We start from the raw sequence: 26,825 nt of genomic DNA on the forward strand, positions 1-26,825 counted from the left end.
TCTTCATACCGTGAATTAGCAACGCCCAAAATGAGAGGATAATGTCAAGAGCCGATCGAGTAAAAATTCTTTAGCGAAGTTTTGCTTATTCTCTCATTTTGAGAGGATAATGTCAAGGCCCGATCGAGTAAAAATTCTTTAACGCACTCCAAGTGGGTTTTGTCTGTGTAGACCCGGTTGGAAACCGCAGGCTTTGTCTTTAATCGCACTCTTCCTCCCCCGACTCGATCCTCATCGTGTAAAAAAGCTTCTAGCAGCGTGGTTCGGGCGATCGCATCGCAAATCAGAGTCAGCGTTTTAGCAGAGACTGTACGCACGACAGGGTTGCGGTGATGTGCTAGAGCTTCCAGCAAAAAAAAAGTTGCAGGTTTGCCAATTGAGCCGAGAGTTTCGGCTAAACTCAGCCTCACCATTCCCTGCGAATCTCCCATATATTCGACCATCTTTTTGAGCAGTTCGCTGTCGTTGGGATTGAAAGTTGCGAGGGCCATTTGCTCCCTCACCGTTTGCAGCAAAGCGTCGCTTTCTGGCTCAATTGCTGTTTGAATATCAGTAGGGTAATTTTAGATTTTAAATTTTAGATTTTAGATAGAGGTAATTTATATCGAACTTAGCATCAGCGAGATTTGCCCCTCTGAACGAAGTACCCTCAGCATTTCCAATCTCTCGAACAATAGCCGAGAAAGACACAAACGCAAACCAAAGATAAAGCAGCGACAGCAAACCGAAACACATACCCCAAAACAGTTTGTGAGTGCTCAGAAAAGCGCTCGCCGTTGCACTGAACAAAAAAGCCGCTGCGTAAGTCGCCACACTTCCAGCCGATGCGATCGCCACCTGTGCAAATTGGCTACGAATCCGGGAACTCACAAAAAACATTAACACCCCGCCGATCGCCATTCCAGCAATAGCAGCCTGGGAATTATTATTAGTTGCAGTGCCAGCATAGAAAAATCCCAACAAAGCTCCTGATAGAATAGCAGAAATTGTTCGTGCCAATCTACCCGCTTTTGAGGTTTTTGGCTGTTTGCTGGCGATCGCCGCAGCGAAACCAGCAGCGCTAAAAACCCCGTACAGCAACAGAACAAAAGGCCAACTGCGAGAGCCCGGTACTTGTCCTTGAGTTCCCAAAATCAGTCGAGTCAGAACATCGCCCACAACCAAACAAATCGCGATCGCCCCAGCACTCAAAACAGCTATCTGTCGCCGAGAAAGCCCGATTTTCGCACCGATAAAATTCGCACCCGCTAACTGAGCATTTCTAAAATTGCAGCCTCGAACATCCGCACCGCTGAAATCAGCACCGTTAAGAACTTGTCCTTGGAACGATCGATTTCGTAAAATTTGATTGCTAAAATTATTAAAATTATAATTGTTCACATTAGTATAGGATGCTTGAAAATATATAAATATGTCAGCGTTCCCGTCCCCTATCTAAAATCTAAAATGGTATGACTTATCGACCCACGATCAAACAAATTTGGCATATTCTCGGTATCGGAATATTGCTCGCACCAATACTAATCTACAACATTCCCTACTTTTTGCGTCCGCAACAAACAAACGAAGCCCGATCGCTCTTTCAAGGAATAGGCTACCGCAGGGAATTTCGGACTAATCCGCGTCCCACCCTAATTCACATTCTTAGCATCGACCTAAAAGCGCCGGGAATAGGAATTTTTGTCACTCCCGGAAACCCAACACCCGATTTAACAGAAACCAATGCCCGCACGACTACTCAATTCCTGAAAGAATTTAAATTGCAATTAGCAGTCAACGGCAATTTTTTTTATCCCTGCATCGAGGAAGCACCTTGGGATTACTATCCCCGCAGTGGCGATCGAGTAAATAATGTCGGACACGCCATTGCCAAAAGCCAAGCTTATTCTCAACCAAATCCTGGCTTTCCCGCCCTTTGTTTTGATGCCAAAAACCGTGTTCAAATAATCGAAAACGGCACTTGTCCTGCGGGGACAGCCTATGCAGTTGCGGGAGATACTTTGCTGGTGAAAAATGGCAAACCCGTAGCACAAAGTCAGGAAGAACGCAAACAGGATAAACCCTATCCCCGTGCAGTGGCGGCGATCGACAAAACAGGCGACAAGTTGTGGTTAATTCTGGTAGACGGCAAGCAGAGGCTTTACAGTGAAGGGCTGAAATTGAGCGAAATAACTGATATTTCGATGCAGTTGAAAGCCGAGACAGTGCTAAATTTAGATGGCGGCGGGTCCGTAAGTTTTGCAGTAGCATCGCCGTCAGGAGCGAAACTGTTGAATGCTCCGATTCAGAATAAAATTCCCATGCAGGAACGTCCAATTTCCAATCATTTGGGGTTTTATGCGCGCGAAAATTAGGGTTTTCAATTGCGCTTTTACCTCCAAAAATAGGGGTTAAAAATGATTATATTGTGCACGGCGCCCAAGCCGCTGCTTGTAAAAAATCTGCTGTAAAAACCTATTTAAAAAAATAAATTATGCCTCCGCATACTCAAATAAATAGGGTACTGATTGCCTTCATTACTAATACAAAACTTCGCTTAAATACCCACAAAACTTCTTATTCAACAGTGATTTTTTTTTAAATCTGCCCAAAATCCGGGAATAATTGCTAAAATCGTAAAGAAACGTAACAAAAATTTATAATTGGCTTATGGAAATTAGCGAAATCCAAGCAGCGCTGCAAAGTTCGGATTCTCAAGACAGGCTGCGGGGGGTAACGGCTCTGAGAAAGTGCGATTCTGCGGTGGCGCTACCGATGTTGCTGAGCAAAGTGGACGATCGCGAGTTTATGGTGCGATCGTTCGTGGCGATGGGATTGCGGCAGATTCAAACTGCGGAAGCTTTTGCGGCACTGTTAAAAATGATGCAGTTCGATCGCGATCCGAACGTGCGCGCCGAAGCCGCTAACTCTTTGTCAAGGTTCGGAACCGAGGCAATTTCTCATTTAGTCGAAGCTTTTCGCCGCGATGACAATTGGCTAGTCCGCCGCAGCATTATGGCTCCGCTGTACGAAATGCAGTGTCCTGATGCAGTATTTGAAATTTGTGCGATCGGTCTTGGCGGCGAAGATTTAGCAGTTCAGGAAGCTGCAATTGACGGATTTGGTCTGCTGGCAAATACTGTGAAGCAAGAAGAGGCATTGCAGCAATTATTACCTCTAGTAAGCTCGGATTACTGGGGAATTCGGCTGCGAGTTGCTCGCGCGCTGAGCAAATTTGACAATCCTCAAGCTCGCGCTGCTGTGAGCTATTTGGCAAAAGATCGAGATCATCGGGTTGCAGGTGCGACTTTGGAAGCTTCGCTGTAAAACAGTGGCTTACAACCTCAAGCAGACATTGGTAGCTGCCCTTAAACTCTTAAACCCGCTCCTAGATTAGCCCGATCGCCCTCACAATATTACGGATTGTTACTTTGTTTCTAATAAACGAGACAAGCGCGATCGGCATCCTTGACGATCGCAAGAGTTTTGGCATCTGAATTAATTTGCCATGTACCAGCCTTTTCGGCAATACCTAGCCAAGAGGTATTTCACAGCTTTGATTTGCAAAGTCGCCCATTCCCTCCGGGTTGGAAGTCACAGCGAGCGCGGGAAAACCCCATATACTATCCGCAGTTGGTGTTACGAATGCCCGCAATTGCGAAAAGCCGCTACACTTACATCGATGCGGGTGCATCTGCTCAAGTTTTTAATTGCGTGATTTATCCGAGTCACAATTACGATTTGCCGCTGTTGGGAATTGACCTCTTGTATTTCGGCAAGAAGAAAATTTGGGTTTTTCTCGACTTTCAGCCACTATTTAGAGATGAGGCTTATATAGCAAAATACATTCAACATCTAGAATCGCTCCGCGATAAGTACCACGATTTGAGCCAAAATTTATAAATCAATTTTTATGAGGTCAATCACTATTTTTATAGATACTTGCTGTGCTTCGCTAAAACTGATGCTCAAACTGGATAAAACCGGGTATATACAGCTTATAAACACTATCAATTTGTACTAGAAAAGGCTGCGAGCAGCACAACCGCTGACTACCCAGAAAATATCCAGCGCATCGTTAAAAGTACAAAAAATTGCAGCCAGTACAGTGCAGACAGAGACGCGGCTTCGGGATTGTTTAGCAGTTATTTCGGTCACGAATTGGCTGATAAATTTTAAAAATTTTTTTTGTTTGAAGATGCTGTGCCTTTAGCTGTAACCGCGAGTTCGCGATCACCGCTAAGTTTACATATATTTTTCAAAAAAACAAGTTTGCCGTAAAAACTTTAGTCCTGGCTACAAACATCTCGATTTAGTAGGTAAAATTTCCCATCTAAAATCTAAAATAAACAGGAAAAAAACTTTATTTTTTACTATCAACCTGTGGATTGAGGAGGTTAAATCTCAAATATAAAATCGATATCACTCTTGATAAGCCTTTTTTCTATGCGACGATCGCTCAGATTAAAAATCGGTTAGACTTACAGTATTACCCGATTCTAGAAGGGTTTAAACTCAAGGAAGCTACAGTCGCCAAAAGGAAAAAACCAACTCAGCAGATCGTAACTACCTGTTACGCTTTTGCATCCCCGAAACTGCGGCAACTTCGCGCGGCTCACCTTCAAGGCGACAGCAGCTTGCAACTTCTCAGTTTTGCGATCTTCCGGCATCTTAACTTTGATTTGCCGTTTTTTGGCGCGGATTTGGTGACGCTGCCGGGTGGTCATTTAATTGCTCTGGATATGCAGCCTCTGTTTGGCGGCGACGCTGACTACCAGGCTAAGTATACTGGACCGATCGAACAAATTTTTCAAACTCATCAACCGCACCTTCCCTGGGGTGGCGACTTTCCAGAGGAAGCTAAGCAGTTTTTCTCGTCGGCGTTTCTGTGGGCTCGCCCCAACGAAACGGAAGTTGTGGAAACTCGCGTTTTTGCAGCGTTCAAAGACTATCTAGCCGCTGATTTCGATTTGGTCGATCGCGCCGAACTGGTGACATCGGGCGCAAACTTAGATAATATCTAACAAGCTCAACAATGCTGCCTGCGGTATCGTGCCGAAAAAAGCCCGGGCCAGGGAATGTTTAAGCGGTTCTACGGCGAGGAATGGACTGAAGAGTATATTCACGGATTTTTGTTCAATTGGGAACGGAAGCTGGCACAATTGGTAAGTAACAAGAATTAATTTTAATACAAGCTTCAGCCACTACACTAATAAGTGTAGGTTGGCATGAGGAAAATGCCAATGGTCAAAAAAAATCGCAATGTAGTTAGTTCCAATTCAGAAAGTAAAGTCAAAGTCGGACTTTCGCTGACTTCTTCTAGTGCCGATCGATTAAACACGATCGCTCGAAAGCTCGGAATATCAAGGTCGGAACTCCTAGAACGCTTGGCACAAGGCGCTCTGGATATTTCTAAGGACAAGACGGAAGTTACTGTCACTTGGAAAAAAGGTGAAGAAACGGAGGTAGAGGCGGCCCACTTGCAAGGGGAAACAGCCGAAGAAAGCGAATTTAATGACGCTGTAACGGCAGAAACTCTATCGGACTCGGTGAGTGTAAAGCCAAATCCACTGCAAGAAAGTTACGAAAGTTTACAGCAGCAGTTGACTGAACGCGAAAGTTCGATCGCTTCTTTGCAGCAGCAATTGGCCACCGAAAAACAAAATCTAGAAAGCCAATTGCAGGAAACTGTACCGAAGTCAAGTTACGAAAGTTTACAGCAACAGTTGACTGAACGCGAAAGTTCGATCGCTTCTTTGCAGCAGCAAGTCGCCGAAAAGCAAAATCTCGAAAGCCAATTGCAGGAAAATGTACCTAATTCAAGTTACGAAAGTTTACAGCAACAGTTGACTGAACGCGAAAGTTCGATCGCTTCTTTACAGCAGCAAGTCGCCGAAAAAGAACACCGGGAACACGAGCTTCAGCAACAGCTAGCAGAAAAATCCAGTGCTCTGGAATCTTTGCAGCAGCAAGTCGCCGAAAGAGAACACCGGGAACACGAGTTTCAGCAACAGCTAGCAGAAAAATCGAGTGCTTTGGAATCTTTGCAGCAGCAAGTCGCCGAAAGAGAAAGTTCTCTGGAATCCTTGCAGCAGCAATTAGCTACCGAAAAGCAAACTTTGGGACAGCAATTGCAGCAAACCGTGTCCCAGTCGAGTTACGAATCTTTGCAGCACCAGTTAGCCGAAAAGTCAAGTGCGATCGGAGAATTCCAAGTTCAACTAACCAAGTTGCAATCTCTAGAAAATCAATTGAGCCAGAGTGCGGCCATACAGCGAAATTACGACGCTTTGCAGCAACAGTCTCAAGAACAGCTAAAAACCATCAAAGCTTTACGGGAACAGCTAGGTCAAATGCAGGCTGTGGCTGGGATTGGCGAAGCTTATCTCAACAAGTGGCGGCGTCCCTGATTCTAAATCAGCAGAGAAATCGATCGCGCGCGAGCGCGATCGATTATTTCATGGTTTGTACAAATAAAAAGCAGCCTGATCGCCGTCATTATTTTTATTTAATTCCTCAGCTTTTAGTTTAAATTCTTTAAGCTCAAGATCGGAAAAATCAGAAAACTCTCTACCGCAGAGAAATTGTAACTCCCACGAGTCAAACACAATATCTTTTATTTGAAATCCCACCTCATTTGCTAGTAATTTCATACTTTTCGGAGTGTGTAAAAACAAGTGAATCGGAGGCTCAATTTGACCCCATTTGACACCATATTCTCGCCACGCATAAGTTGAGGTAACAGGAATTCTAATCAAAGCATACCGATCGTGTTTTAGCAGTCGCCATATATTTTTTAGAACTTCCTTCGGTTGGGGTATATGCTCAAAAGAATGATGCAGCATAATCAAATCAAACCGATCTTCTAGTTCCGCTATTTCTTTTTTAAGAATCTTGACACCATTTTTATATAAAATATCACCTTCAATCAAAGGATCGAGTCCTGTAAGGTTAAAAAAACCTTCTTCAGCTAGACGCAGCAAAAGATCCCCCGTACCGCAACCAACATCTAATATTTTCGATTCCAATGTCACATTGACCTCGATCAGCCAGTCAAAATAATAAGGAAGTCCGTATATCTTTGATAAAAGTTCTCCCAACAAGTTTTTGTTACCCAGGTAATTTTCTGCTCTTTTACGCTTCATAAATCTAAACAAGCCCTTGGTTTCTTTAACGTTAGGGCTTTGTAAAGAGTAATAGTTAAATGAATAATATTGTGACAAGTCTTGGGGAACGTTCACTATTTGCAAGCAACCGCATTCACTGCATTCAATATACTCAAATGGGTTGTTATTTAAACCCGGAAATTCTTGAATGGGTTCGATTTTATAAATGGTGTTATCTTGCGAATTGCCGCAAATTTCACAAGTATTCAAACTCATTAGATTCAACCTTATTTTAAAATTAATTAAGCTGAACTACACCTGATTTTGCAAAAGTATCTATTCTAAGGAAGGGCTTGCTCTCAAAAGCCATGCAAGTGATGTGCGATCGGCTCAGTATAGCAGGTGAAAAGTACAAAAGACATCTCCAACTAATCATCTCCTACGATCTCGCGAGATGTAGGGTGTAAGCCAAGGCGCGACAATTCATGTTTCCAACCTTTGATTTTATGCCCAAATGTTTCACCCTTGCCAGTCCGAACTCGCACTCCACATACAGATTGAAACCTGTCGAAGCTTTTTTTTGTAATATATGATAATAGTATTAAGAAATATTACAATAAATAAATTATGACGATCGCTCCTACCCCTTTTAGCAAATCCAATCCAGCAGACACTAAGGGCCGCGTCACGGTAATTGGAGGCGGAATCGGCGGACTCACAGCAGCCGCCCTGCTAGCCCGCAGAGGATACAAAGTGCTAGTCTTAGACCAGGCGATCGTCCCGGGAGGATGCGCTTCCACCTTCAAACGCAAAGGCTTTACCTTCGATGTCGGCGCCACGCAGGTTGCAGGATTGGAACCCGGAGGCATTCACCACCGAATTTTTTCAGAATTAGACATAGAACTTCCCGCCGCGACACCCTGCGATCCGGCTTGTGCGGTGTTTTTGCCGGGAGAAACCGCACCGATTAGCGTGTGGCGAGATCCGCAAAAGTGGCAGCAAGAAAGGCAGCGGCAGTTTCCTGGAAGCGAACCTTTTTGGCAATTATTGTCTGCATTGTTCAAAGCTAGCTGGAAATTTCAAGGGCGCGATCCAGTTTTACCGCCCAGAAACTTATGGGATTTCTGGCAATTAATTCAAGCAGTTCGCCCCGATACTCTAATTACTTTGCCTTTCACTTTTATGACAGTGGGAGATGCTGTGCGGCTTTGTGGGTTGGGCGACAATTTGCGCTTGAAAACTTTTCTGGATTTGCAGTTAAAATTGTATTCTCAAGTTGATACCGAAGAAACAGCGCTACTTTACGCGGCGACGGCTTTAGGAGTTTCGCAAACGCCGCAGGGATTGTATCATCTACAAGGAAGTATGCAGGTGTTGAGCGATCGACTCGTAGGGGCGATCGAACGAGACGGTGGCAAAGTCTTATTGCGGCACACAGTTGAAAGCATTGTCAGCGCCAACGGCAAAGCCACCGGTACAGTGATTCGCAATCAAAAAACTGGCGAAGTTTGGACAGAAACCGCCGATCGCATTGTTGCCAACGTGACCGCGCAAAATTTAGTAAAATTGTTGTCAGGCGAGCCGATTGTCGAAAATTTAACAGATAATTTATCGGTTAAATCAGAGACTTCAGAGACAACAAACCAACTCCCAAATCAAATGGCAGGCTACAAATATCGAGTTGATAAATTGCCGCCCGCATCCGGTGCTTTCGTGATATATTTGGGGGTGCATGAAAGCGCAATTCCGGAAAATTGTCCGCCCCACCTTCAGTTTCTCTACGATTACGAAGGCGAGATAGGGGAGAATAATTCATTATTTGTTTCTGTCAGCCATCCGGGAGATGGCCGAGCGCCGGAGGGAATGGCGACAATTATCGCTTCGTCATTTACTGATACTCGAATGTGGTGGAATTCGGTTGATTATGAAGGATTGAAGGAAAAATATACCGCAGGGGCGATCGCCCGTTTGAGCGAATATTTCAATTTGACGCCAGAGTCGATCGTACACCAAGAAGCCGCCACCCCCCGCACCTTTGCCCGCTACACAGCGAGAGATAAAGGAGTTGTCGGCGGCATCGGGCAGCGAATACCAACCTTCGGCCCCTTCGGATTTGCCAACCGCACACCAATTAAAAACTTGTGGTTAGTAGGCGACTCCACCCATCCCGGAGAAGGCACTGCCGGTGTTTCCTATTCAGCTTTAACAGTAGTGCGGCAAATGGAAGCCGCCTCTAAAATCTAAGAGGTCACCGCACCGTGCCGTTTCCCTAGCGCAAAAAATAATTAATCGCGCGAGAGATGTAACTATCGCGCGATTAAATTTAGGCGGAACTACCCCGCAGGGGGTAAGTTCCGATTAAACGACGGCTGCACTAACTAATTGTTGTTACAAATCGTCGTTACAGCTACTCATGCTTAGCGATTTTAATTTTGAATGCCCTGCAAGTAACTTCAAGCGACCGTCCTAATTGAGACCTGGCGGTCTAACGCCACGTTCACCGATTTGCCCAGTAGACATCTCCAATAATTACGAAAAACAGGGCTGAAACCCTAATAATATCGTTCAAAATTTAGAATTTCTGGAGATGTCTAGTGCAATGTTTTGTTAAGCTGAGTCCTCGAAACGACCCTTCTGCTCCGCCCAATTCAGAAGTGCATCCAGAGCAGGGCACAAAGCCTGTCCCCACGCGGTCAGCCTATATTCAACCTTAGGCGGTACCTGCGGATAGATCTTTCGGATCACAATCCCGTCAGCTTCCAGCGTCTTTAATTGCTGGGACAGCATCTTTTGGGAGATGCCCGGAATAAGTTTCTCGAAATCAGAATAGCGCTGCACTTTGCCGTCGAACAAATGAAAGAGGATGACCAGCTTCCAGCGCCCTTCCAGCAACCGTATCACTTCTGCGACATCTGCCGCTGCCGTCGAGGGGGTGTAAACCTTTCTCATAGGTGTGCAACTTACTTTTTCGTGCGTTCTTGATTATTTGCAAGTCTAAGCAGAGAATTCTTGTACAGCAACTTTCCAGCAAGAGAAACAAAAATGAATCTGCAACTGGCTGAATCGATCGGCACCTATTTCGTCACCTGTAACGGCACAGACACTACCCGGATAACGGATTGTTTCACGCAGGATGCCGTAGTGTTTGACGAAGGCAAGACTCATCGAGGGCATGGAGCGATTCAGTCGTGGCTTCAGGAGTCGCGGAAAAAATTTGAATATTGTACAGAGCCAATTAGCACCGCTCAAGTGGGAGAGTCTGTGACAGTCGTTGCCAAAATCACCGGGAATTTTCCCGGCAGTCCGATACAACTCCGTCACTCTTTTCAACTTAAAAGTGGCAAAATCCAATCTCTGGAGATTAACTGATGTCTATGAATTTAGAACTGAACGGGAAACGAGTATTGGTTACTGCTGGCACCAAAGGAATTGGTGGAGCCGTTGTCACTCTCTTTCAAGATTGTGGAGCCAGTGTGCTGACTGCGGCACGAGTCCGCCCTCGCTCCTTTCCAGAAAAACTGTTTATCTCCGCCGATCTGACGACCCTAGAGGGATGTAACGCTGTGGTGGACGCCGTTAACGAACGTCTTGGTGGCGTAGATATCATCGTTCATGTGTTGGGTGGTTCATCAGCACCGGCTGGCGGTTTTGCGGCACTCGACGATCGAGAATGGCAACAGGAATTGAATCTCAACCTTTTTCCCGCAGTACGCCTAGACCGCGCCCTACTGCCCGGAATGGTGACGCAAGGGGAGGGGGTAATTATCCATGTCACATCAATTCAACACCAGCTTCCCCTGCCGGACTCAACCACTGCTTATGCGGCAGCCAAAGCCGCGCTTTCAACCTACAGCAAAAGCTTGTCTAAAGAAGTCGCGCCAAAAGGTGTACGAGTCTTGCGCGTGTCTCCGGGATGGGTAGAAACCGAGGCATCCGTGGCTTTAGCCGAACGCCTTGCCCAACAAGCAGGCACCGATTACGAAGGAGGCAAGCGGATCATTATGGAATCGCTGGGTGGCATTCCACTCGGGCGACCATCAACACCGGCTGAAGTGGCAAATCTGATCGCGTTTTTGGCATCACCGCGCGCAGCGTCTATTACCGGTACAGAACACGTGATTGACGGAGGAACTGTCCCAACAGCTTAACCGGAACTTCCCCCGTATGCGGGGGAGTTCCGTTTAGGGAACAGTCAACAGTCAACCATCATTCCGGTGTTACCGGAATAGATATCAACTACATTCTCTGACTACTTGATAGAAATCTTTGCGCCCACAGCTTCAAGCTGCTTCTTCAATTCTTCAGCAGCGTCCTTAGCAATAGCTTCCTTAACTGCCTTCGGTGCGGCTTCTACCAAGTCTTTCGCTTCCTTCAGACCCAGACCAGTAATTGCGCGGACTTCCTTCAGGATTGCAATTTTCTTGTCAGCAGGAACTTCTTCGAGCATGACAGTAAACTCGGTTTGCTCTTCTACGGGTTCAGGACCAGCACCACCACCCGTACCAGGCATCATCATCATGCCGCCTACAGGAGCAGCAGCGCTGACGCCGAAAGCTTCTTCAATTTGCTTGACCAATTCAGAAGCTTCGAGCAAAGTCAGAGACTTAAGTTTATCCAAGATTTCATCAGTTGCTGTAGACATTTTTGGAACTCCTAGTTCGATTGTAGATTTGGACTTTGAGATTTTCGATTGGTCATTAATTATTAGTTTCTCGTCTCCAGTTATCAGTTTGTTTCTCAAAACTAACGACTTATGACTCACGACTAATTACTAATGACTTACACAGATGCGCTTTCTGCTTCTGCTTCTGGTTGCGCTTCTGGTTGTGCTTCTGCTGCTACTTCTGCTGAATCGCCGTCTTTTTCAGCATAAGCTTTAAGACCGCGAGCGATCGAAGTAGGAACTTGATTGATACCCACAGCCAACTTGGTTGCGACACCGTTAATAGCGCCAGCAATTTGAGCCATGAGTTGTTCTTTGGACGGCAGATCCGCTAATGCTTTAACATCAGCTTCTTTCAGCACCCGTCCTTCCATCACGCCGCCGCGAAGTTCAGTCTTCTTAGAGACTTTTTGGAATTCTTGGTAAGCTTTAATCGCGCCGCCAATATCTTCTTGCACGAACACAAACGCCGACGTACCAGTCAGCAATTCCTGTATCGGCTGCCAGGTTTCGTTGCCTTCAACCGCAATTCGCATCAGCGTGTTTTTTGCCACTTGGCAACTGCTGCCTTTCGGACGCAAACGCCGACGCAAATCTGTGATTTCAGCAACAGTTAAGCCCGTGTAGTCAATCACGATCGCCAATTGAGATTCGCTCAAGGTTTGCTTGAGGTCTGCAATAATCTCATTTTTTACCGCTAAAGTTTTGCCCATACTTATTTCACCTCCTTTTAGGATCGAAAACTGCCCGTCAAAAACCCCGACCTTCGAGCCGGGGCAGAGAATTAAAAATTAACAAGTCAGAATTAAAAATAGAAAATTTCTAATCTTTGAGTCTTGAGTTTTTATTTCTTCAGCCTCGGCAGGAAATTAAGCGGTCGGCACCTGCGGTCTTCAGCTTATTGATTTTTGATTAGGCTATCACTAGAAGGCAGACATAGCAAGGCTATGACGCAAATCTTGTGAGAGATTTACACAGACAGCCGAAGCTGTCTTTTACCTTCTGCCTTCTGCTTAATTCTTTCTACGCAGCATCAAGTTTGGTATCGCGCAGAGCACTGATATCGACTTCGATCGACGGGCCCATTGTTGCGGATACGTACAAACTGCGCCAGTAGCGACCTTTTGCACCAGAAGGACGGTTGCGGTCAACAGTTTCTTGCAAAGCATGAAGGTTGACCAGCAAATCTTCCGCTGAGAAAGCTGCCTTGCCAAACATAACATGAACGATGCCAGTTCGATCGGCACGGAATTCTAGTTTACCACCTTTAAACTCGTTGATCGCCTGAGCAATGTCAGTCGTCACCGTGCCACCTTTCGGAGAAGGCATCAAACCGCGCGGGCCCAACAATCGACCCAATTTTGCTACCAACGGCATCACGTCTGGGGTAGCAATCAGGCAATCGAAGTCCATCATGCCCTTCTGAATTTCATCGATCAACTCTTCCGAACCAGCAATATCCGCGCCGGCATTCAGAGCTTCTTTAACTTTTTCGCCCTTAGCAATCACCGCAATTCTGACTACTTGACCAGTTCCTTTTGGTAGCGATACAGTTGTCCGCAACTGTTGGTCAGTATATTTCGGGTCAATTCCCAAACGGATGTGAGCTTCAGCAGATTCGCCAAACTTAGCGGTTGCTGTTTCTTTCAAAAGTTGCAGAGCTTCCAGCGGTAGATAAGGTCTCTCTTCAACTTTCTTTTGAAGTTCTTGCAGTCTTCGCGATACTTTCTTTGCCATTGTTGTTTTTTGGGGTTAGTCGATTTTAGATTTTAGATTTTAGATTTTAGAATTGAGCCGTTTTGGTCATTTCAAATCTAAAACATTTGCGATTCCTAGCGAAGCTTTGCTTCTCCCCCTGAATCGATCGATTTTGGATTTTGGATTTTGGATTTTAGATTGAAGATTTTACCTTCAAAATCAGGAATTTTGGATTAGCAATTTGGAACTTGGACTAGGAAAACTCTTCCTTCTTCCTTTTTCCTTCTTCCTTCTTCCTTTAATCCGCGATCGCCACGCCCATATTTTTAGCCGTTCCTGCCACAATTTTCATAGCAGCCTCAACATCATTAGCATTGAGGTCAGGCATTTTGGTTTCAGCGATTTCTCGTAACTGAGCCTGTGTAATCGTCCCTACTTGCTTGCGGTTAGGTTCTCCCGAACCTTTAGCAATGCCAGCGGCTTTTTGAATCAAAACCGACGCCGGCGGAGTTTTGAGAATAAACGTAAAACTGCGGTCTTCAAAAACCGAAATTTCTACCGGAACAACTAGACCCGCTTGGTCTGCGGTTCTAGCATTGTACTCCTTGCAAAACATCATAATGTTGACGCCGTGCTGACCCAGGGCTGGGCCGATCGGAGGAGCTGGGTTGGCTTTTCCCGCCGTAATCGCCAACTTAATTACTGCAACAACTTTCTTTGCCATTAGTTAGTTCTGTTTCTGAACCTGATTGAACTCCAATTCTACAGGCGTATCGCGCCCAAAAATCGAGAGTAAAACTTTGAGCTTGTTTCGTTCCGGGCTAACTTCAATCACATCACCTTCAAAATCCTTAAACGGCCCGGAAAGTACCACAACGTGGTCTCCAGCAGACATCGATACTTTGACAACTGGTTCTGATTCCTGAGCGTTTCTGAAGATCCGTTCTACTTCCGAATGACTCAGAGGTAGCGGTTTGACGTGACCCCTGCCGCGCCCGTAGCGGCGTTTCTGCTCTGCCCCGACAAAATTAATTACATTCGGGGTATTCTTGATCACCTGCCACGTATCCTCGTCCATAAACATACGGATGAGTACGTAGCCGGGAAAGATTTTTTCATCTGACTGCCGCCTGGAACCGTCTTTGCCGACTTTGATCGCCGGAGTTTGCGGAATTTCGACTTGAACGATGCGATCGGCAACATCCAAAGTTTGAATCCGCTGCTGCAAGTTTGCCTTCACGCGCTTTTCGCAGCCAGAGGCAACTTGAACAGCATACCAGCGAGCATCAATCTCCGGCACCTCTGGCGATGCTGCCTGTCCCGTCGCTTCTGTGGAATACTCAGATTCTTCTGATGCAAAAGTCATGGCCCAAACACCTTTCCCGCGCCCCAGTTAAAGAAATTATCCACCAAATAGATCAGGCTTGCTGAGAGGATTACCATCAAAAGCACGGCCAAAGACTCGCTGATTAGCTGCTGCCTGCTGGGCCAAACCACTTTGTCGAGTTCTTCTCTAGTTTCCTTAAAAAAACCCGCAGGGTTAAACCCAGGCGCCGTTATTTCTTGAGTTTCTTGAGCTTCGTCTTTTTTCGCCACGATTCAATCCCCCTTGCGATTTTAGATTTTAGGTTTTAGATTTTAGATGGTGTGAGTGGCCCGCGGCTCTCAGATTTTGTGACACTAACCACTTACGCCCAAGTCCCAAATCTCTAATCTAAAGCCACGACTTTTTTACAAGCCCAACCAATCAACGGCGTAAATGCCGATCGCCGAAACCGACGATCGAAAAGCCACACCGAGCATTTGTTGATGGCATTTTTTGCGAACCGCCCACAAAAACTAATTCTACCCGAAAGTTTGCGGTTTTGACTGTTGCCAGCCAATAGTCCGGGCGCTTTCGGGCAGAATTTAAAGTTTGGTGATTCAGCGCGCCCTGGAGGACTTGAACCCCCGACATCAGGTTTTGGAGACCTGCGTTCTACCAACTGAACTAAGAGCGCACAGGTGAGGTTGCTGAAATTCGCTTAACCTCTAGATTTCTATTTTAACACAGTGCGCTCTTAAATGGAAAACTTTTTTTTGAAATTTCTCAATTTCCCATGAACCATGAACCAAGGGGAAGCTGGGTGCATTCCTACAGGGAGCGATCGAACCGCTGTTTGACGCGAGTAGCTTTGCCCACCCGATCGCGCAGGTAGTACAGTTTTGCTCTGCGGACTTTCCCGCGGCGCATCACTTGGATCGTGGCGATGCGGGGCGAGTGAATCAAAAACACCCGTTCCACTCCGACGCCCTGAAACACGCGGCGGACGGTGATTGTTTCATTAATCCCGCCGTTGCGCATGGCAATCACAGTCCCTTCGTAGGGCTGAACCCGTTCTTTGTTACCCTCTTTAATTTTCACGCCGACTCGCACTGTGTCGCCCACGTAAATTTCGGGGAGTTGTTTATTAAGTTCTTGCTTGACTCTATTTATTTCTTCCGTTTCGATAGAACGGATTATTTCTGCGCCTTTCATGGGATTTACCAAAACTCACAATCCCTTATCATATATCGAAATGCCCGTTTTATGTCAAAAAATTTCTATGTTAGATAGCTCTGGGGTCGTATTTCTGCAACTGGGGGCAATGGCTGCACTGGCCTTGTACGTCGCCGCCAACTTGGGGGCAAACGATGTCGCTAACTCGATGGGGACATCCGTAGGCTCGAAGGCGCTAACGCTGCGGCAGGCAATAATTGTTGCAGGCATACTGGAATTTTCCGGCGCAGTGCTGTTCGGCCAAGGAGTTTCCGAAACTCTGGCAACAGGAGTTGTGAATGCAGATGTGTTCTCTACTCAGCCGCAAGTATTTTTAATCGGGATGGTGTCAGTGCTGATAGCTTGCGGGATCTGGCTGCAAATCGCTACCAGTCGAGGTTTGCCGGTTTCTTCATCCCATGCAGTGGTGGGCGCGATCGCGGGTTTTAGCTGTGTTGCAGCCGGAATTAATGCGGTTAATTGGGGAACCATCGGCACCATCTCCCTAACTTGGGTGGCGACACCGATCGCCAGCGGTGCTTTAGCAGCGCTATTTTACAGTGGGGTGAAGTATTGGATTCTCGATCGGCCAGATCCTCTATCTCAACTGCGCGAGTGGATACCTTGGCTGAGTGCAGCAATGCTGAGCGTATTTGGCATAATTGTACTGCCGTCTGTTGTGAATGTCGCTTTGGTGCAGACAGGGGCGATCGCCCTAGCGCACGATCGATTTGGCTGGAATCTTCCAATTCACGATATTGTCATTGGGATCGGGAGTATTGGGGCGATCGTCCTCACACTCAATAGCTGGAAAAAATTAGAATCAGTTGAGAAGGAAGAAGGAAGAAGGAAGAAGGAAGAAGGAAGTTCGGCAACGGATTCTGTAACGGATGTAACGGATGTAACGGATGTCAGGAATAAGGAAGAAGGAAGAAGTACAAACACAAACTCTCCCACTCTCCCACTCTCCCCCTCTCCCACTCTCCCCCCCTCCGAAACTCCGAAACTCCCTCACTCTCTCATCGAGCAACAAATGGCGAGATTTCAAGTCTTGAGCGCCTGTTTTGTAGCATTTTCCCACGGTTCCAACGACGTAGGAAATGCAGTTGCTCCCCTAGCTGCGATCGCCTACATCCGGCGCACAGGTTCCTTTCCCTCAGGGGATTTCAGCGTGCCCCTGTGGATTTTAGTCCTCGGAGGTGCAGGAATAGTCATCGGTTTAGCCATCTGGGGCAAAAATGTAATTGCCACAGTCGGCGAAAAGATCATCGAACTCCAACCCAGTGGCGGATTTTGCGCGGAATTAGCCACAGCCACCACAGTCTTGCTAGCATCCCGCTTCGGTTTGCCAGTTTCCACATCCCACGCTTTAGTCGGTGCAGTCGTCGGAGTCGGGCTGATCAAAGCTTGGAAAACAGTACGCTTGCAAACTTTGCTGTCCATTGGTTCGGCTTGGCTGGTGACAATTCCGATCGCAGCAGGTTTGGGTGCTATCATCTTCAGCATCGCGCAATCCATTGGGCAATTTTAGATTTTAGATTGAGGCATTTCAGAACAGTCATCACTCAACGATCGCGGATGGAGGGTGCAACCGGAATCGATCTAACTCATCTGGGTTAATCTTTGTTTATCTGCCCTCATCTGCGGTTAAAAAAAGAGAATGTATTAACCGCAGATGACAAGGGATTGACGCTGATTCACGCAGATGAAGATCGGATTCATGACTAATAGCGCTTTCGCACATCAAGCCCGGTTGCGGCACACCAGCACGCGGGCCACTCAATCACTTAATTCCTTCTCCAAGCAATGCTTTAGCTTTTGAGCCAGCACCTCAACGTTAGGCTTTCTCAACATAGTCAGGTGATTCCCAGGAACCCTAATTACCTCTACTTTTTGGGCCGTTAATTCACTCCATCCAAGAGTCGGATCTTGATGATTCATGCTTAGCTTTTCCCTCGATCTAAACAGAGTAATTCGCTGCGGATAAATTTTCGGTCGATAGCTGAGAGTTGCTTGACTATTAGCCTGAAATACAGTAAACATTGAGGGAATTGCCAGCTCGCGCCAGCTCCGTTCTTTTGACTCCTGAGATAAGATGCTAACCATAACGGCCTGTTTCCAATTCCAGCGATGCAAAAAATTAGCTGCCAAATTAAGCATCTTATTTAATTTCGGAAATTTGGCAGCAATACCGCCACTTTGAACATTTTCCGCAGCACCCACCAAGCGAAAATAATCTACTACAAAAGGCCAGATAGAGCGAGAAACCGTAGTCAGAATAAACTTGCAACCGTCCCAAAAAGAAGGTTTGTTAGCAGAAACCGGCGCTAAAGTATCCAGCACAGCAAGCAAAGCCACTTCATCCCCCGCTGCGAGCAACTGTTGAGCCATCTCAAAAGCAACCAAACCTCCAAAAGACCAGCCTCCTAAAAAATAAGGCCCTTTTGGTTGAACTGTACGCAAGGCTGCGATGTAGTCAGCCGCCATGTCTTCAATGCTAGTTAACGGAGAACTTTCGCCGTCAATACCCTTTGGTTGCAGCCCGTAAAACGGTTGATTTTCTCCTAGCTGAAATGCTAACTCGACATAAGGAAACACGACGCCAAAGATGGGATGGACGCAGAAGAACGGGGGATTTTTACCGCGAGGCTTAATTGCAACTAAAGGCGACCATTCCAGAGAATTTGTTCCTGAATATAGCGAATCGGCTAAACCTTCAATTGTCGGATTTAAAAAAAGAGCAGATAGCGGCAACTCGCGCTCAAATTGCTGGTTAATCTCATTGATAAGGCGGATTGCCAGCAGGGAATCTCCACCCAAATCGAAGAAGTTATCGCGAATGCCAACGCACTCTGTGTTGAGGATTGTGGCCCAAATTTTTGCGAGGGTTGACTCGGTTGGCGTGCGAGGTGCAATGCAGCTTTTATCTATTGAATTGCTAGTTAGATTTCCCGGTGCAGGTAGGCGCAGGCGGTCAATTTTGCCATTGGGAGTTAGGGGCAGAAAATCCATCGCCACAAAAGCACTAGGAATCATGTAATTGGGCAGTTGTTGTTTGAGGAAATTGCGCATTTCCCCGGGATTAAGCGTCTGATGGTGATTGGGGACGACATAAGCAACTAGGCGTTTGTTGCCCGATAAATCATCCACAGCAACCGCCGCTGTTTCTTTGACTGCTGGATGCTGAACCAGCAGCGCTTCAATTTCTCCCAATTCTATTCGATAACCGCGAATTTTTACCTGTTCGTCAGTGCGGCCTAAAAACTCTATATTGCCGTCTGAAAAATAGCCAGCTAAGTCACCAGTTTTATAAATTCGTTCTCCTGCTTTCTGGCTAAACGGATTAGCAATAAATCGCTGGGCGGTTAATTCGGGGCGGTTCAGGTAGCCTCGCGCCAATCCGCTGCCGCCGATGTACAATTCACCGGGAATTCCAACGGGTACAGGTTGTAAATTTTTATCTAAAATATAGAGTTGAGTGTTAGCTATTGGGCGGCCGATGGGCGGTTTTTTGAGTGAAGCGAAGCTATCCCGCAGGGAATCGCAAATTTCGGCAAAACTTGACCAGACTGTTGCTTCTGTAGGGCCGTAAGCGTTAAAAAATCTCCGCCCAGAAGCCCAGCGTTTAACAATATCCGGGGAACAGGATTCGCCAGCACAGATGATTGTTTGCAGTGCGGGAAGTTCGGCGTTTGGAAGGACAGCTAGCAGCGAGGGCGGGAGGGTAGCGTGGGTAATAGCATTGTCCTGCAAAAATTGGATTAATGTTTGTCCGGGCAACAAAGATTCTTTCTTGGCACAGTAAAGTGTTGCTCCGGTTCCTAAGGCCATGACAATCTCAAAGATTGAGGCATCAAAACTTAGGGATGCGAATTGCAAAATGCGGTGATTTGAGTTTAAGTTAAAAGCTTCTATTTGAGCTAGGGCTAAGTTGTATAGTCCCCGATGTTCGATTAAAACGCCTTTGGGTTTTCCGGTTGAACCAGATGTGTAAATGACGTAGGCTAGGTTTTCTGTTAGGATTTTTGTAGTTGGATTTTCTGCGCTTTGTCGGGCGATAATTTCTCTGTCGGAGTCCAAACACACTACTGAAAAAACTCCGAAATTTTCCGGCTGCGTCAAGTTTTGGGCTAAGTGCTGCTGAGTTACCAAAATCGACACCTGAGCATCTTCTAACATGAAGTTAAGCCACTCTTGAGGATAAGTTGGATCTAAAGGCAGGTAGGCTGCGCCTGCTTTGATAATGCCTAGCAATCCGACGATCGCATCTAAGGAACGTTCTACACAAAGGCCCACTAAAACTTCTGGTGCTGCTCCCAATTGCTGCAAGTAACGTGCAAGTTGGTTGGCTCGGCTGTTGAGTTGGCGGTAGGTTAACTGCTGGTTTTCAAAGACGGCGGCTACAGCATGGGGCGATCGCGCGACTCGCTCTTCAAATAGCTGATGGAAACACTGGTTTTGCGAATAATCTCTCTGAGTGTCATTCCAATCGATTAATAATTGCTGGTATTCTGGCGCTGTCAGCAAAGCCAAGTCGCTGAGATGCTGTTTGGGATTGGCAACAATGGCTTCAAGCAGCGTTTGGAAATGTCCCGCCATCCGCGCAATTGTGCCGCTATCAAATAAGTCTGTGCTGTAGACAAATTGCCCTTGAATACTTCCTGCATTTTCCCACAAGTGGCACTCTAAATCGAGCTTGGCGGTTCCCGCGTCAAAGTCGATCGCCTCTCCAACGATTCCCGGCAATTCTAGCGCTGCTACAGGAGTGTTTTGCAGGCTGAAACTAACTTGAAATAGGGGGTTGCGGCTCAACTCGCGATCGGGGTGCAATTCCTCAACCAACTTCTCGAAGGGCAAATCTTGGTGGGCGTAGGCTGCCATTGCGACGTTTTTTACCCGATGCAATAGTTCCCGAAAAGTTGGATTTCCTGATAAATCTGCACGCAGCACTAAACTGTTGACAAAAAAACCGATTAATGCTTCTATTTCGCTCAGGTTGCGATTGGCGATCGGCGTTCCTATTGCAATATCTACTTGCCCTGTATAGCGGTACAGCAAAGTTTGAAAAGCGGCTAGTAGAGTGATAAATAAAGTCGCGCTTTCTTGCTGGCTCAATGACTTTAGCGCCTCGCTCAAAGCAGGTGATAGTGTTATAAATTGTTTGGCGCCGAGGTAGGATGGAACCGCTGGTCTTTGCCTGTCTGTTGGTAGATTGAGTGTGGTAATTCCGTTTAACTGCTGCCGCCAATAAGCTAACTGGGTTTCTAATACTTCGCCCTGCAACCATTGGTGCTGCCATTCTGCAAAGTCGGCGTACTGCACGGGCAGTGCTGGTAAGTGCGAGAGCCCATTTTTTACAAATGCTGTGTAGAGCGTTCCCAGCTCTCGAATTAGCACTCCAATCGACCAACCATCAGCCACAATATGATGTAAATTCAGCAACAATATATGTTCTGTTTCACTCAGTTGTAACAGCGTTACTTTGAATAACGGCCCGGCGGCTAAATCGAAAGGGCATTGCGCTGCATCGGTTGCGAGTTGCAGCGCTGCATTTTCCTGCTGAGTTGGCGAGAGATTTTGTAAGTCGATTGTGGGGATAGATACGGTTAAAATTGGAGCAATAATTTGTACGAGTTCGCCTTCCAAAAGCGTAAAAGTGGTGCGTAAAGTTTCGTGCCGCTGCACAATTTCGTTGAAGGTTTGCTCTAAGGCAATGAAGTTGAGGGAACCTGTTAAGCGGAGCGCTGTTGAGACATTGTAGAAAGGATTGCCCGGTGCTAATTGATTGAGGAACCACAGCCGCTGCTGGGCAAAGGATGCCGGGAAGACGAAAACTTCTGTTTCTTGCTGCATATTTATCGAAATTGCACCCGTTCTACCGCCCTAATTTTTATTTACTTTCTTGATTAAAAGATGATAGCTTCCTCCGCCGACTATCCCGAGAAATCGCCACTAAAGCAGGAGCTTTAATATTAGCATCGCTCTCTTTTAAACTCTCCACAATTTTAGATAATTCTGCAATTGTCGGTGCTTCAAAAACGCTTCGCAAAGGCAACTCTACCCCGAAAGCATCTCGCACTCTAGAAACAAGCTGAGTCGCCAGCAGCGAATGGCCTCCTAATTCAAAGAAATTGTCGCGGATACCCACTCGCTTTATCCCCAAAACCTCAGCCCAAATTTTCACTAAAACTTCCTCAATAGAAGTATGAGGCGCAACATAACCGCCAGCCCATTCTAACTTAATCGGCTGCGGTGCAGGCAAAGCGAGGCGATCGACCTTTCCGTTAGCCGTCACAGGTAGCGACTCCAGCACCACAAAAGCCGACGGAACCATATATTCCGGCAGTTTTTCTGCTAGATAAGCCTGCAACTGTGGCACTAATTTCCGTGCTACTTTACCTTGTAAGGGATTGTTAGCATAAGAGCGCCAAGGACGCAAGTTATCGCTTCGGGTTTTTGGCACAAAATCTCTAGTTTCGCCCCGTGCAAACACTACATCGTAGCGCCCTTGACTGTCGGAATTAGACCAACTAATATTAACATTATACGGAACTTCCAAAGCATACCACGCTTCTGGATCTACTCCTAAATCCTCTACTTTTTCCACCGCTTTCTGCAACTGACCTGCTGTTGGAAATTTATCGACAACAGACAGCAATTCTGCCGCCTTAACTGCTGCCATTACCCGCGCATTAGGCACATTAGCAATTCTTAAAACATCGAGTTGATTTTGCAATAATATTTGTTGCACCTTGGTAACAGTCAGATTCTGATTTTCAGCCGACCAATCCAGCCGTTTTTCTGCGCCCCACTCCCCTTTTTGCGATAACTTGGGGCGTGCTGTTTCCGACGCAATATGCAGAATAGCATTGTACCGAAAATCAGTTAACTCATTGTGATAACTACCGCGAATCAATTGAATCTCTACGCCACCAATCTGCGGAAAGCGCTGCTTTAATGCACTAAAAAACTCTGGTTCAATAACTAACTCTGTTTCTTGAAAAATTTGCATTTGTACTCGCTGCTGCAACTGTTCGCCCGCGAGAGAAGGTTCGGCTTGATACAGTTGTACCGAAGCGTGGAAAGCTGCCAGCAACGGCAAGCTGCGGACATCTCCGATGAATATAAAGCCGCCGGGAGCAGTTGCTTTCACCGCACCTTCTAGCACCTGCACCAGATAGTCAATATTCGGGAAATATTGCACAACAGAGTTGAGAATTACTGCGTCAAAAGCTGCTGTCTCTACTCCTTCAAAGTCTGTCGCCATTTTCTGCAGCAGCGTTACATTAGCTAACTGTTGATTTGCCAAGTGCTGCCGAATATAGTTGAGCGAAATAGGTGAAAAGTCTGTTCCGCAATATTGAGTGCAGCGAGAGGCAATTTGGAACAGCAACAAACCTGTGCCGCAGCCAATTTCTAACACTCGGCTAGGCTGCAAAGCTAAAATTTTGGCGGCTTGATTGTTCGCCCAGTCGCGCATCTGTTGTGCTGGGATTGGCTGATTAGTATAACTGCTATTCCAGCCGACAATATTAAATGTTGGATCTGACTCAACAGCAGGTTGATTGTAAGTTTCATTGTAGAGCATTTGCCACTGCAAAACCTGTTCGTCCTGCAATTGCATTATTTGGTTTTTTTCGCGGGCAACGCTATATTCTGCATTCAGGGCAATATAAGCTACTAAACGTTTATCTCCCTGTCCATCTTGCGAAGCTATTGCTACAGTTTGCTGCACGGCCGGATGTTGAGTTAATAGTGTCTCGATTTCTCCTAATTCGATGCGGAAACCGCGAATTTTTACTTGTTCGTCAATGCGTCCTAAAAATTCAAGGTTGCGATCGCCTCTGTAGCGCACTAAGTCGCCGGTTTTGTAAATTCGCTCTCCTGAATTTGGTTTAAAAGGATTGACAATAAAGCTTTGTGCGGTTAAATCTGGGCGGTTGAGGTAGCCGCGAGCGAGTCCGTTTCCGCCGATGTACAATTCGCCAACAACGCCGATCGCCACCGGCTGCAAATATTTGTCTAATATGTAGATTTGAGTGTTAGCAATGGGACGGCCAATTGTCGGGGCGATGTCTGTTTGCTCTGTTACAGGAATATAACCGGAAGTTGTGACGACGGTGTTTTCGGTTGGGCCGTAATTATTTACTAGCTTAAATGGATGGGATTTTAAAGGATATTGTTGCAGTTTTTCGCCGCCTGCAAGCAAGATTCGCAGCGCTGTTGTTTGAGGCCAATCTAATAGCAAAACTTTCTCGGCTAAAGGTGTTGGCAAAAAGCTAATGGTGATGGCTTTTGATACTAACCAGTTTTGCAGTTTTTCAGGATCTCGCCTGATGTCATCTTCTGGAAAGTAGATGCTAGCCCCGGCGGCGAGATAAGGCCAAATTTCCCACCCGCAAGCATCAAAGCCGATCGCAGCAATTTGCGTTGCTCGATCGCCCGCTGACACCCCAAACTCTCTTTGATGCCAAAAAACGAGATTTAACAAGCTCCCGTGTTCAATTTCAACTCCTTTCGGCTTTCCCGTGGAGCCGGAGGTGTAAATCGCGTAAACCAGATTTTCGACTGTGGCTGCGTTGGTGGGATTGTCGGCGATTTCTTGGGAAATCATCTCCCAGTCTGTGTCTAGAAAAACAACCCTTGGATGGTGAATTTTATCATCTGAATGTGTTTCTAAATTTTGCACTTCGCCATCATCCACCAGGGAATAAATTCCCTGGCTCATAGCTGAAGTCGGCTGAAGCCGACTGGAAACTTGTCCTCCTTCAGTCGTCTTTAGACGACTTTCGCTATTAGACAGGGAATTTATTCCCTGGCGGGTAAGCAATACTGACACTTGAGCATCTTTTACCATAAAGCTCGATCGCTCAGCAGGATAGCTCGGATCTAAAATTAAGTAAGCTCCTCCCGCTTTCAGGATACCCAACATCCCCACGATCAGATCGAGCGATCGCCCGCAGCAAAGCCCGACTAAAACTTCCGCCCCAACCCCCCTTTTTTGCAAATAACGTGCTAGTTGGTTGCTGCGGATATTTAGCTCTCGATAGGTGACTCGCTCATCTCCAAATACCAGCGCCACCGCCTCCGGTGTCCGAGCGGCCTGCATTTCAAATAGCTGATGGATGCACAAATCTTGCGGATAATCTGCCTGAGTATTGTTGCATTCAACTAACAAATGATAGCGCTCTTGGGCGCTCAAATATTGCAAGTTGGCAATTCGCTGTTCGGGATTTGTCACAATGCTTTCTAACAAGGCTTGAAAATGCCCGATCAAGCGCGTAATCGTAGCTTCATTAAATAAATCGGCGCTGTAAATAACCATGCCGCTGATACCCTCCGAGCTATCAACCCACAGCTTATTGCTGGGCGATTGGTTACTTCCCGAACTGTTGGGCGATCGCTCCCACAAATGAAACTCCAAATCAAACCGCGCTGTACCCACATCTAACTGCTGCGGGCTGAGTGTTAATTCTGGCAATTCTAACTGATTCCCCGGCGCGTTTTGCAGCGCAAACGCCACCTGAAATAAGGGATTTTGGTTCAACGCGCGATCGGGGTGCAGTTCTTCTACTAACTTCTCAAACGGCAAATCTTGGTGAGCGTAAGCTCCTAATGCTACCTCTTTGACTCGGTTTAAAAGTTCCCGAAAAGTTGGATTTCCCGACAAATCTGTCCGCAACACCAAACTGTTGACAAAAAACCCGATTAATGCTTCAATCTCACTGCGGTTGCGATTGGCGATCGGCGAACCTACAACAATATCTTCTTGCTGGGCGTAATGGTAAAGCAACGTTTTAAAAGCTGCCAGCATTGTCATAAACAGCGTCACTCCTTCGCGCTGGCTCAACGTTTCTAAAGCCTCGCTCAGTTGTTTTGACAGTTGCAAAAATTGCCTTTTGCCTCGGTAACTTTGAATTGCTGGTCTGGGGCGATCCGCAGGCAAATTTAGCATAGAAATGCGGTTTAGCTGCTGCCGCCAGTAACCAAGCTGCGTTTCTAAAACTTCCCCTTGCAGCCATTCGCGCTGCCATTTTGCAAAATCAGCATACTGGATCGACAAAGCCGGTAAAGGCGAAGGTTTTTCGCTAGCAAATGCCGTGTAAAGTGCGCCTAATTCCTGAATAAGCACTCCGATAGACCAACCATCGGAGACAATGTGGTGCATATTCAGCATTAGTAAATATTCGGCATCATCTAACTGCAACAATGTAACTCGCAGCAACAAGTCATTGGATAAATTGAAAGATCGTTGAGCTTCCTCAGCGGTGAGCCGGTTTGCTTCAGTGTGTCGAGATTCCTTTGGCAAGTTTCGCAAGTCCACTACATTAATCGGGAGGTGGAAAGCAGCAGCTATTCTCTGAACTGGTTGTCCCGAAACTACTGCTAAAGTCGTGCGTAAAGCTTCGTGGCGGCGCACAATTTCATTGAAAGTTTGTTGCAGCGCCGAAAAATTGAGCGAACCTGTCAAACGCAATGCTGCGGGAACATTATAGAAGGGATTGTTCGGTACTAATTGGTCGAGAAACCACAAGCGCTGCTGGGCAAAGGAAAGCGGTAGATTTCCGTCCCGCTCCATAGGAACAATCGGTGTAGGAGTAAAACTAGAAGTACGATTAGCTGCTTTTAAAAATGAAACAATTTCGGCTTTTTTATGAGTAATTTCGGCGCGCAGTTCTGGTGTAAGAATTCCTTCGGGAGCATTGCAGCGCAGGATCTCGCCCTCAACAAAAATATTAATATCTAGACTGCGAAGGTAAGATAAAAACTCAACTAACTCCACCGTGACAGAATCTCTGGCATTTGGCGATGAGCTCGATTTTTTTGGCTCGGGCATTTTGAGTCATCCTGTCATTACTTG

General features: G+C 46.4%; 22 protein-coding genes, 1 tRNA gene, 1 pseudogene and 1 other annotated feature. Of the genes and pseudogenes, 9 read left to right on the plus strand and 15 right to left on the minus strand.

The annotated features are described in order from the left end of the window. Positions 1 to 44: 44 nt before the first annotated feature. Positions 45 to 491 carry a HEAT repeat domain-containing protein gene (locus QUA20_RS03360; RefSeq protein WP_333185396.1) on the minus strand — a complete coding sequence of 149 codons (447 nt, stop codon included), beginning with the start codon at positions 489 to 491 and terminating at the stop codon, positions 45 to 47. 79 nt (positions 492 to 570) lie between these two features. Then, positions 571 to 1,380, minus strand: a complete 810-nt coding sequence (locus QUA20_RS03365) for a pentapeptide repeat-containing protein (protein ID WP_333185398.1) — start codon at positions 1,378 to 1,380, stop codon at positions 571 to 573. 71 nt (positions 1,381 to 1,451) lie between these two features. Between QUA20_RS03365 and QUA20_RS03370 the strand changes: the two genes are divergently transcribed. From QUA20_RS03370 to QUA20_RS03390, 5 genes and pseudogenes are all read left to right on the plus strand, one after another. Next, positions 1,452 to 2,354 carry a phosphodiester glycosidase family protein gene (locus QUA20_RS03370; protein WP_333185400.1) on the plus strand — a complete coding sequence of 301 codons (903 nt, stop codon included), beginning with the start codon at positions 1,452 to 1,454 and terminating at the stop codon, positions 2,352 to 2,354. A 295-nt stretch (positions 2,355 to 2,649) separates the two neighbouring features. After that, on the plus strand, positions 2,650 to 3,306 hold the full coding sequence (locus tag QUA20_RS03375) for a HEAT repeat domain-containing protein (protein WP_333185402.1): 657 nt from the start codon (positions 2,650 to 2,652) through the stop codon (positions 3,304 to 3,306). Positions 3,307 to 3,447: 141 nt separating this feature from the next. Beyond that, the gene (locus tag QUA20_RS03380; RefSeq protein ID WP_333185404.1) at positions 3,448 to 3,882 is read left to right on the plus strand and encodes a hypothetical protein; all 435 of its coding nucleotides are present in this window, start codon (positions 3,448 to 3,450) and stop codon (positions 3,880 to 3,882) included. A gap of 485 nt (positions 3,883 to 4,367) precedes the next feature. Continuing rightward, positions 4,368 to 5,162 (plus strand): annotated as a pseudogene (locus tag QUA20_RS03385) (phycoerythrobilin:ferredoxin oxidoreductase). A gap of 60 nt (positions 5,163 to 5,222) precedes the next feature. After that, on the plus strand, positions 5,223 to 6,389 hold the full coding sequence (locus tag QUA20_RS03390; RefSeq protein ID WP_333185406.1) for a ribbon-helix-helix protein, CopG family: 1,167 nt from the start codon (positions 5,223 to 5,225) through the stop codon (positions 6,387 to 6,389). Between the two features lie 48 nt (positions 6,390 to 6,437). Here QUA20_RS03390 and QUA20_RS03395 read toward each other — a convergent pair whose 3' ends face one another. Beyond that, positions 6,438 to 7,361 (minus strand): class I SAM-dependent methyltransferase, encoded by a 924-nt coding sequence (locus QUA20_RS03395; RefSeq protein WP_333185408.1) that lies wholly within the window; start codon positions 7,359 to 7,361, stop codon positions 6,438 to 6,440. A 351-nt stretch (positions 7,362 to 7,712) separates the two neighbouring features. On the opposite strand from QUA20_RS03395, the gene crtD reads away from it, so the two are divergent. Next, positions 7,713 to 9,329 (plus strand): C-3',4' desaturase CrtD, encoded by a 1,617-nt coding sequence (gene crtD, locus QUA20_RS03400; protein ID WP_333185410.1) that lies wholly within the window; start codon positions 7,713 to 7,715, stop codon positions 9,327 to 9,329. Positions 9,330 to 9,692: 363 nt separating this feature from the next. On the opposite strand, the gene QUA20_RS03405 is transcribed toward crtD, so the two are convergent. Next, entirely contained in the window at positions 9,693 to 10,034 is a 342-nt protein-coding gene (locus QUA20_RS03405) for a winged helix-turn-helix transcriptional regulator (RefSeq protein WP_190740656.1), read from the minus strand. A 93-nt stretch (positions 10,035 to 10,127) separates the two neighbouring features. Here QUA20_RS03405 and QUA20_RS03410 point away from each other — a divergent pair, with 93 nt between their 5' ends. Together QUA20_RS03410 and QUA20_RS03415 are read left to right on the plus strand one after the other, a co-directional pair. Continuing rightward, positions 10,128 to 10,454, plus strand: coding sequence for a nuclear transport factor 2 family protein (locus QUA20_RS03410; RefSeq protein ID WP_172186540.1), 327 nt, complete (start codon positions 10,128 to 10,130; stop codon positions 10,452 to 10,454). Then, complete coding sequence (locus QUA20_RS03415) at positions 10,454 to 11,233, plus strand: SDR family oxidoreductase (protein WP_190740657.1); 780 nt, start codon at positions 10,454 to 10,456, stop codon at positions 11,231 to 11,233. The genes QUA20_RS03410 and QUA20_RS03415 overlap by 1 nt, the downstream gene beginning before the upstream one ends. Before the next feature lie 101 nt (positions 11,234 to 11,334). Here QUA20_RS03415 and rplL read toward each other — a convergent pair whose 3' ends face one another. From rplL to rplS, 9 genes are all read right to left on the minus strand, one after another. Next, on the minus strand, positions 11,335 to 11,727 hold the full coding sequence (rplL, locus tag QUA20_RS03420; RefSeq protein ID WP_333185415.1) for a 50S ribosomal protein L7/L12: 393 nt from the start codon (positions 11,725 to 11,727) through the stop codon (positions 11,335 to 11,337). A gap of 137 nt (positions 11,728 to 11,864) precedes the next feature. After that, positions 11,865 to 12,461 (minus strand): 50S ribosomal protein L10, encoded by a 597-nt coding sequence (gene rplJ, locus QUA20_RS03425; RefSeq protein ID WP_333185416.1) that lies wholly within the window; start codon positions 12,459 to 12,461, stop codon positions 11,865 to 11,867. Between the two features lie 29 nt (positions 12,462 to 12,490). Continuing rightward, positions 12,491 to 12,663: a sequence feature (ribosomal protein L10 leader region), on the minus strand. A 108-nt stretch (positions 12,664 to 12,771) separates the two neighbouring features. Beyond that, on the minus strand, positions 12,772 to 13,485 hold the full coding sequence (rplA, locus tag QUA20_RS03430) for a 50S ribosomal protein L1 (protein WP_333185418.1): 714 nt from the start codon (positions 13,483 to 13,485) through the stop codon (positions 12,772 to 12,774). Between the two features lie 259 nt (positions 13,486 to 13,744). Next, a complete protein-coding gene (gene rplK, locus QUA20_RS03435; RefSeq protein WP_006635588.1) occupies positions 13,745 to 14,170 on the minus strand; it encodes a 50S ribosomal protein L11 in 426 nt (141 codons plus the stop codon). 3 nt (positions 14,171 to 14,173) lie between these two features. Further along, positions 14,174 to 14,812: a transcription termination/antitermination protein NusG gene (nusG, locus tag QUA20_RS03440; RefSeq protein ID WP_172186535.1), complete on the minus strand. Its 639-nt coding sequence runs from the start codon at positions 14,810 to 14,812 to the stop codon at positions 14,174 to 14,176. Continuing rightward, a complete protein-coding gene (gene secE / locus QUA20_RS03445; protein WP_172186534.1) occupies positions 14,809 to 15,042 on the minus strand; it encodes a preprotein translocase subunit SecE in 234 nt (77 codons plus the stop codon). Before secE ends, nusG begins: the two co-directional genes overlap by 4 nt. A 151-nt stretch (positions 15,043 to 15,193) precedes the next feature. After that, on the minus strand, positions 15,194 to 15,403 hold the full coding sequence (locus tag QUA20_RS03450; protein ID WP_172186533.1) for a hypothetical protein: 210 nt from the start codon (positions 15,401 to 15,403) through the stop codon (positions 15,194 to 15,196). Next, positions 15,374 to 15,446 (minus strand) — tRNA-Trp (locus QUA20_RS03455). The genes QUA20_RS03450 and QUA20_RS03455 overlap by 30 nt, the downstream gene beginning before the upstream one ends. Before the next feature lie 134 nt (positions 15,447 to 15,580). After that, the gene (gene rplS, locus QUA20_RS03460; RefSeq protein ID WP_172186532.1) at positions 15,581 to 15,964 is read right to left on the minus strand and encodes a 50S ribosomal protein L19; all 384 of its coding nucleotides are present in this window, start codon (positions 15,962 to 15,964) and stop codon (positions 15,581 to 15,583) included. A gap of 67 nt (positions 15,965 to 16,031) precedes the next feature. Here rplS and QUA20_RS03465 point away from each other — a divergent pair, with 67 nt between their 5' ends. Beyond that, a complete protein-coding gene (locus QUA20_RS03465) occupies positions 16,032 to 17,495 on the plus strand; it encodes an inorganic phosphate transporter (RefSeq protein ID WP_333185422.1) in 1,464 nt (487 codons plus the stop codon). A gap of 248 nt (positions 17,496 to 17,743) precedes the next feature. On the opposite strand, the gene QUA20_RS03470 is transcribed toward QUA20_RS03465, so the two are convergent. Together QUA20_RS03470 and QUA20_RS03475 are read right to left on the minus strand one after the other, a co-directional pair. After that, positions 17,744 to 21,817: an amino acid adenylation domain-containing protein gene (locus QUA20_RS03470; protein WP_333185424.1), complete on the minus strand. Its 4,074-nt coding sequence runs from the start codon at positions 21,815 to 21,817 to the stop codon at positions 17,744 to 17,746. Between the two features lie 37 nt (positions 21,818 to 21,854). Continuing rightward, positions 21,855 to 26,801: an amino acid adenylation domain-containing protein gene (locus tag QUA20_RS03475; protein ID WP_333185426.1), complete on the minus strand. Its 4,947-nt coding sequence runs from the start codon at positions 26,799 to 26,801 to the stop codon at positions 21,855 to 21,857. Positions 26,802 to 26,825: the final 24 nt, after the last annotated feature.

Origin of the sequence: Microcoleus sp. Pol7_A1, assembly GCF_036701085.1 — a bacterium.
Classification (GTDB): Bacteria; Cyanobacteriota; Cyanobacteriia; order Cyanobacteriales; family Microcoleaceae; genus Microcoleus; species Microcoleus asticus.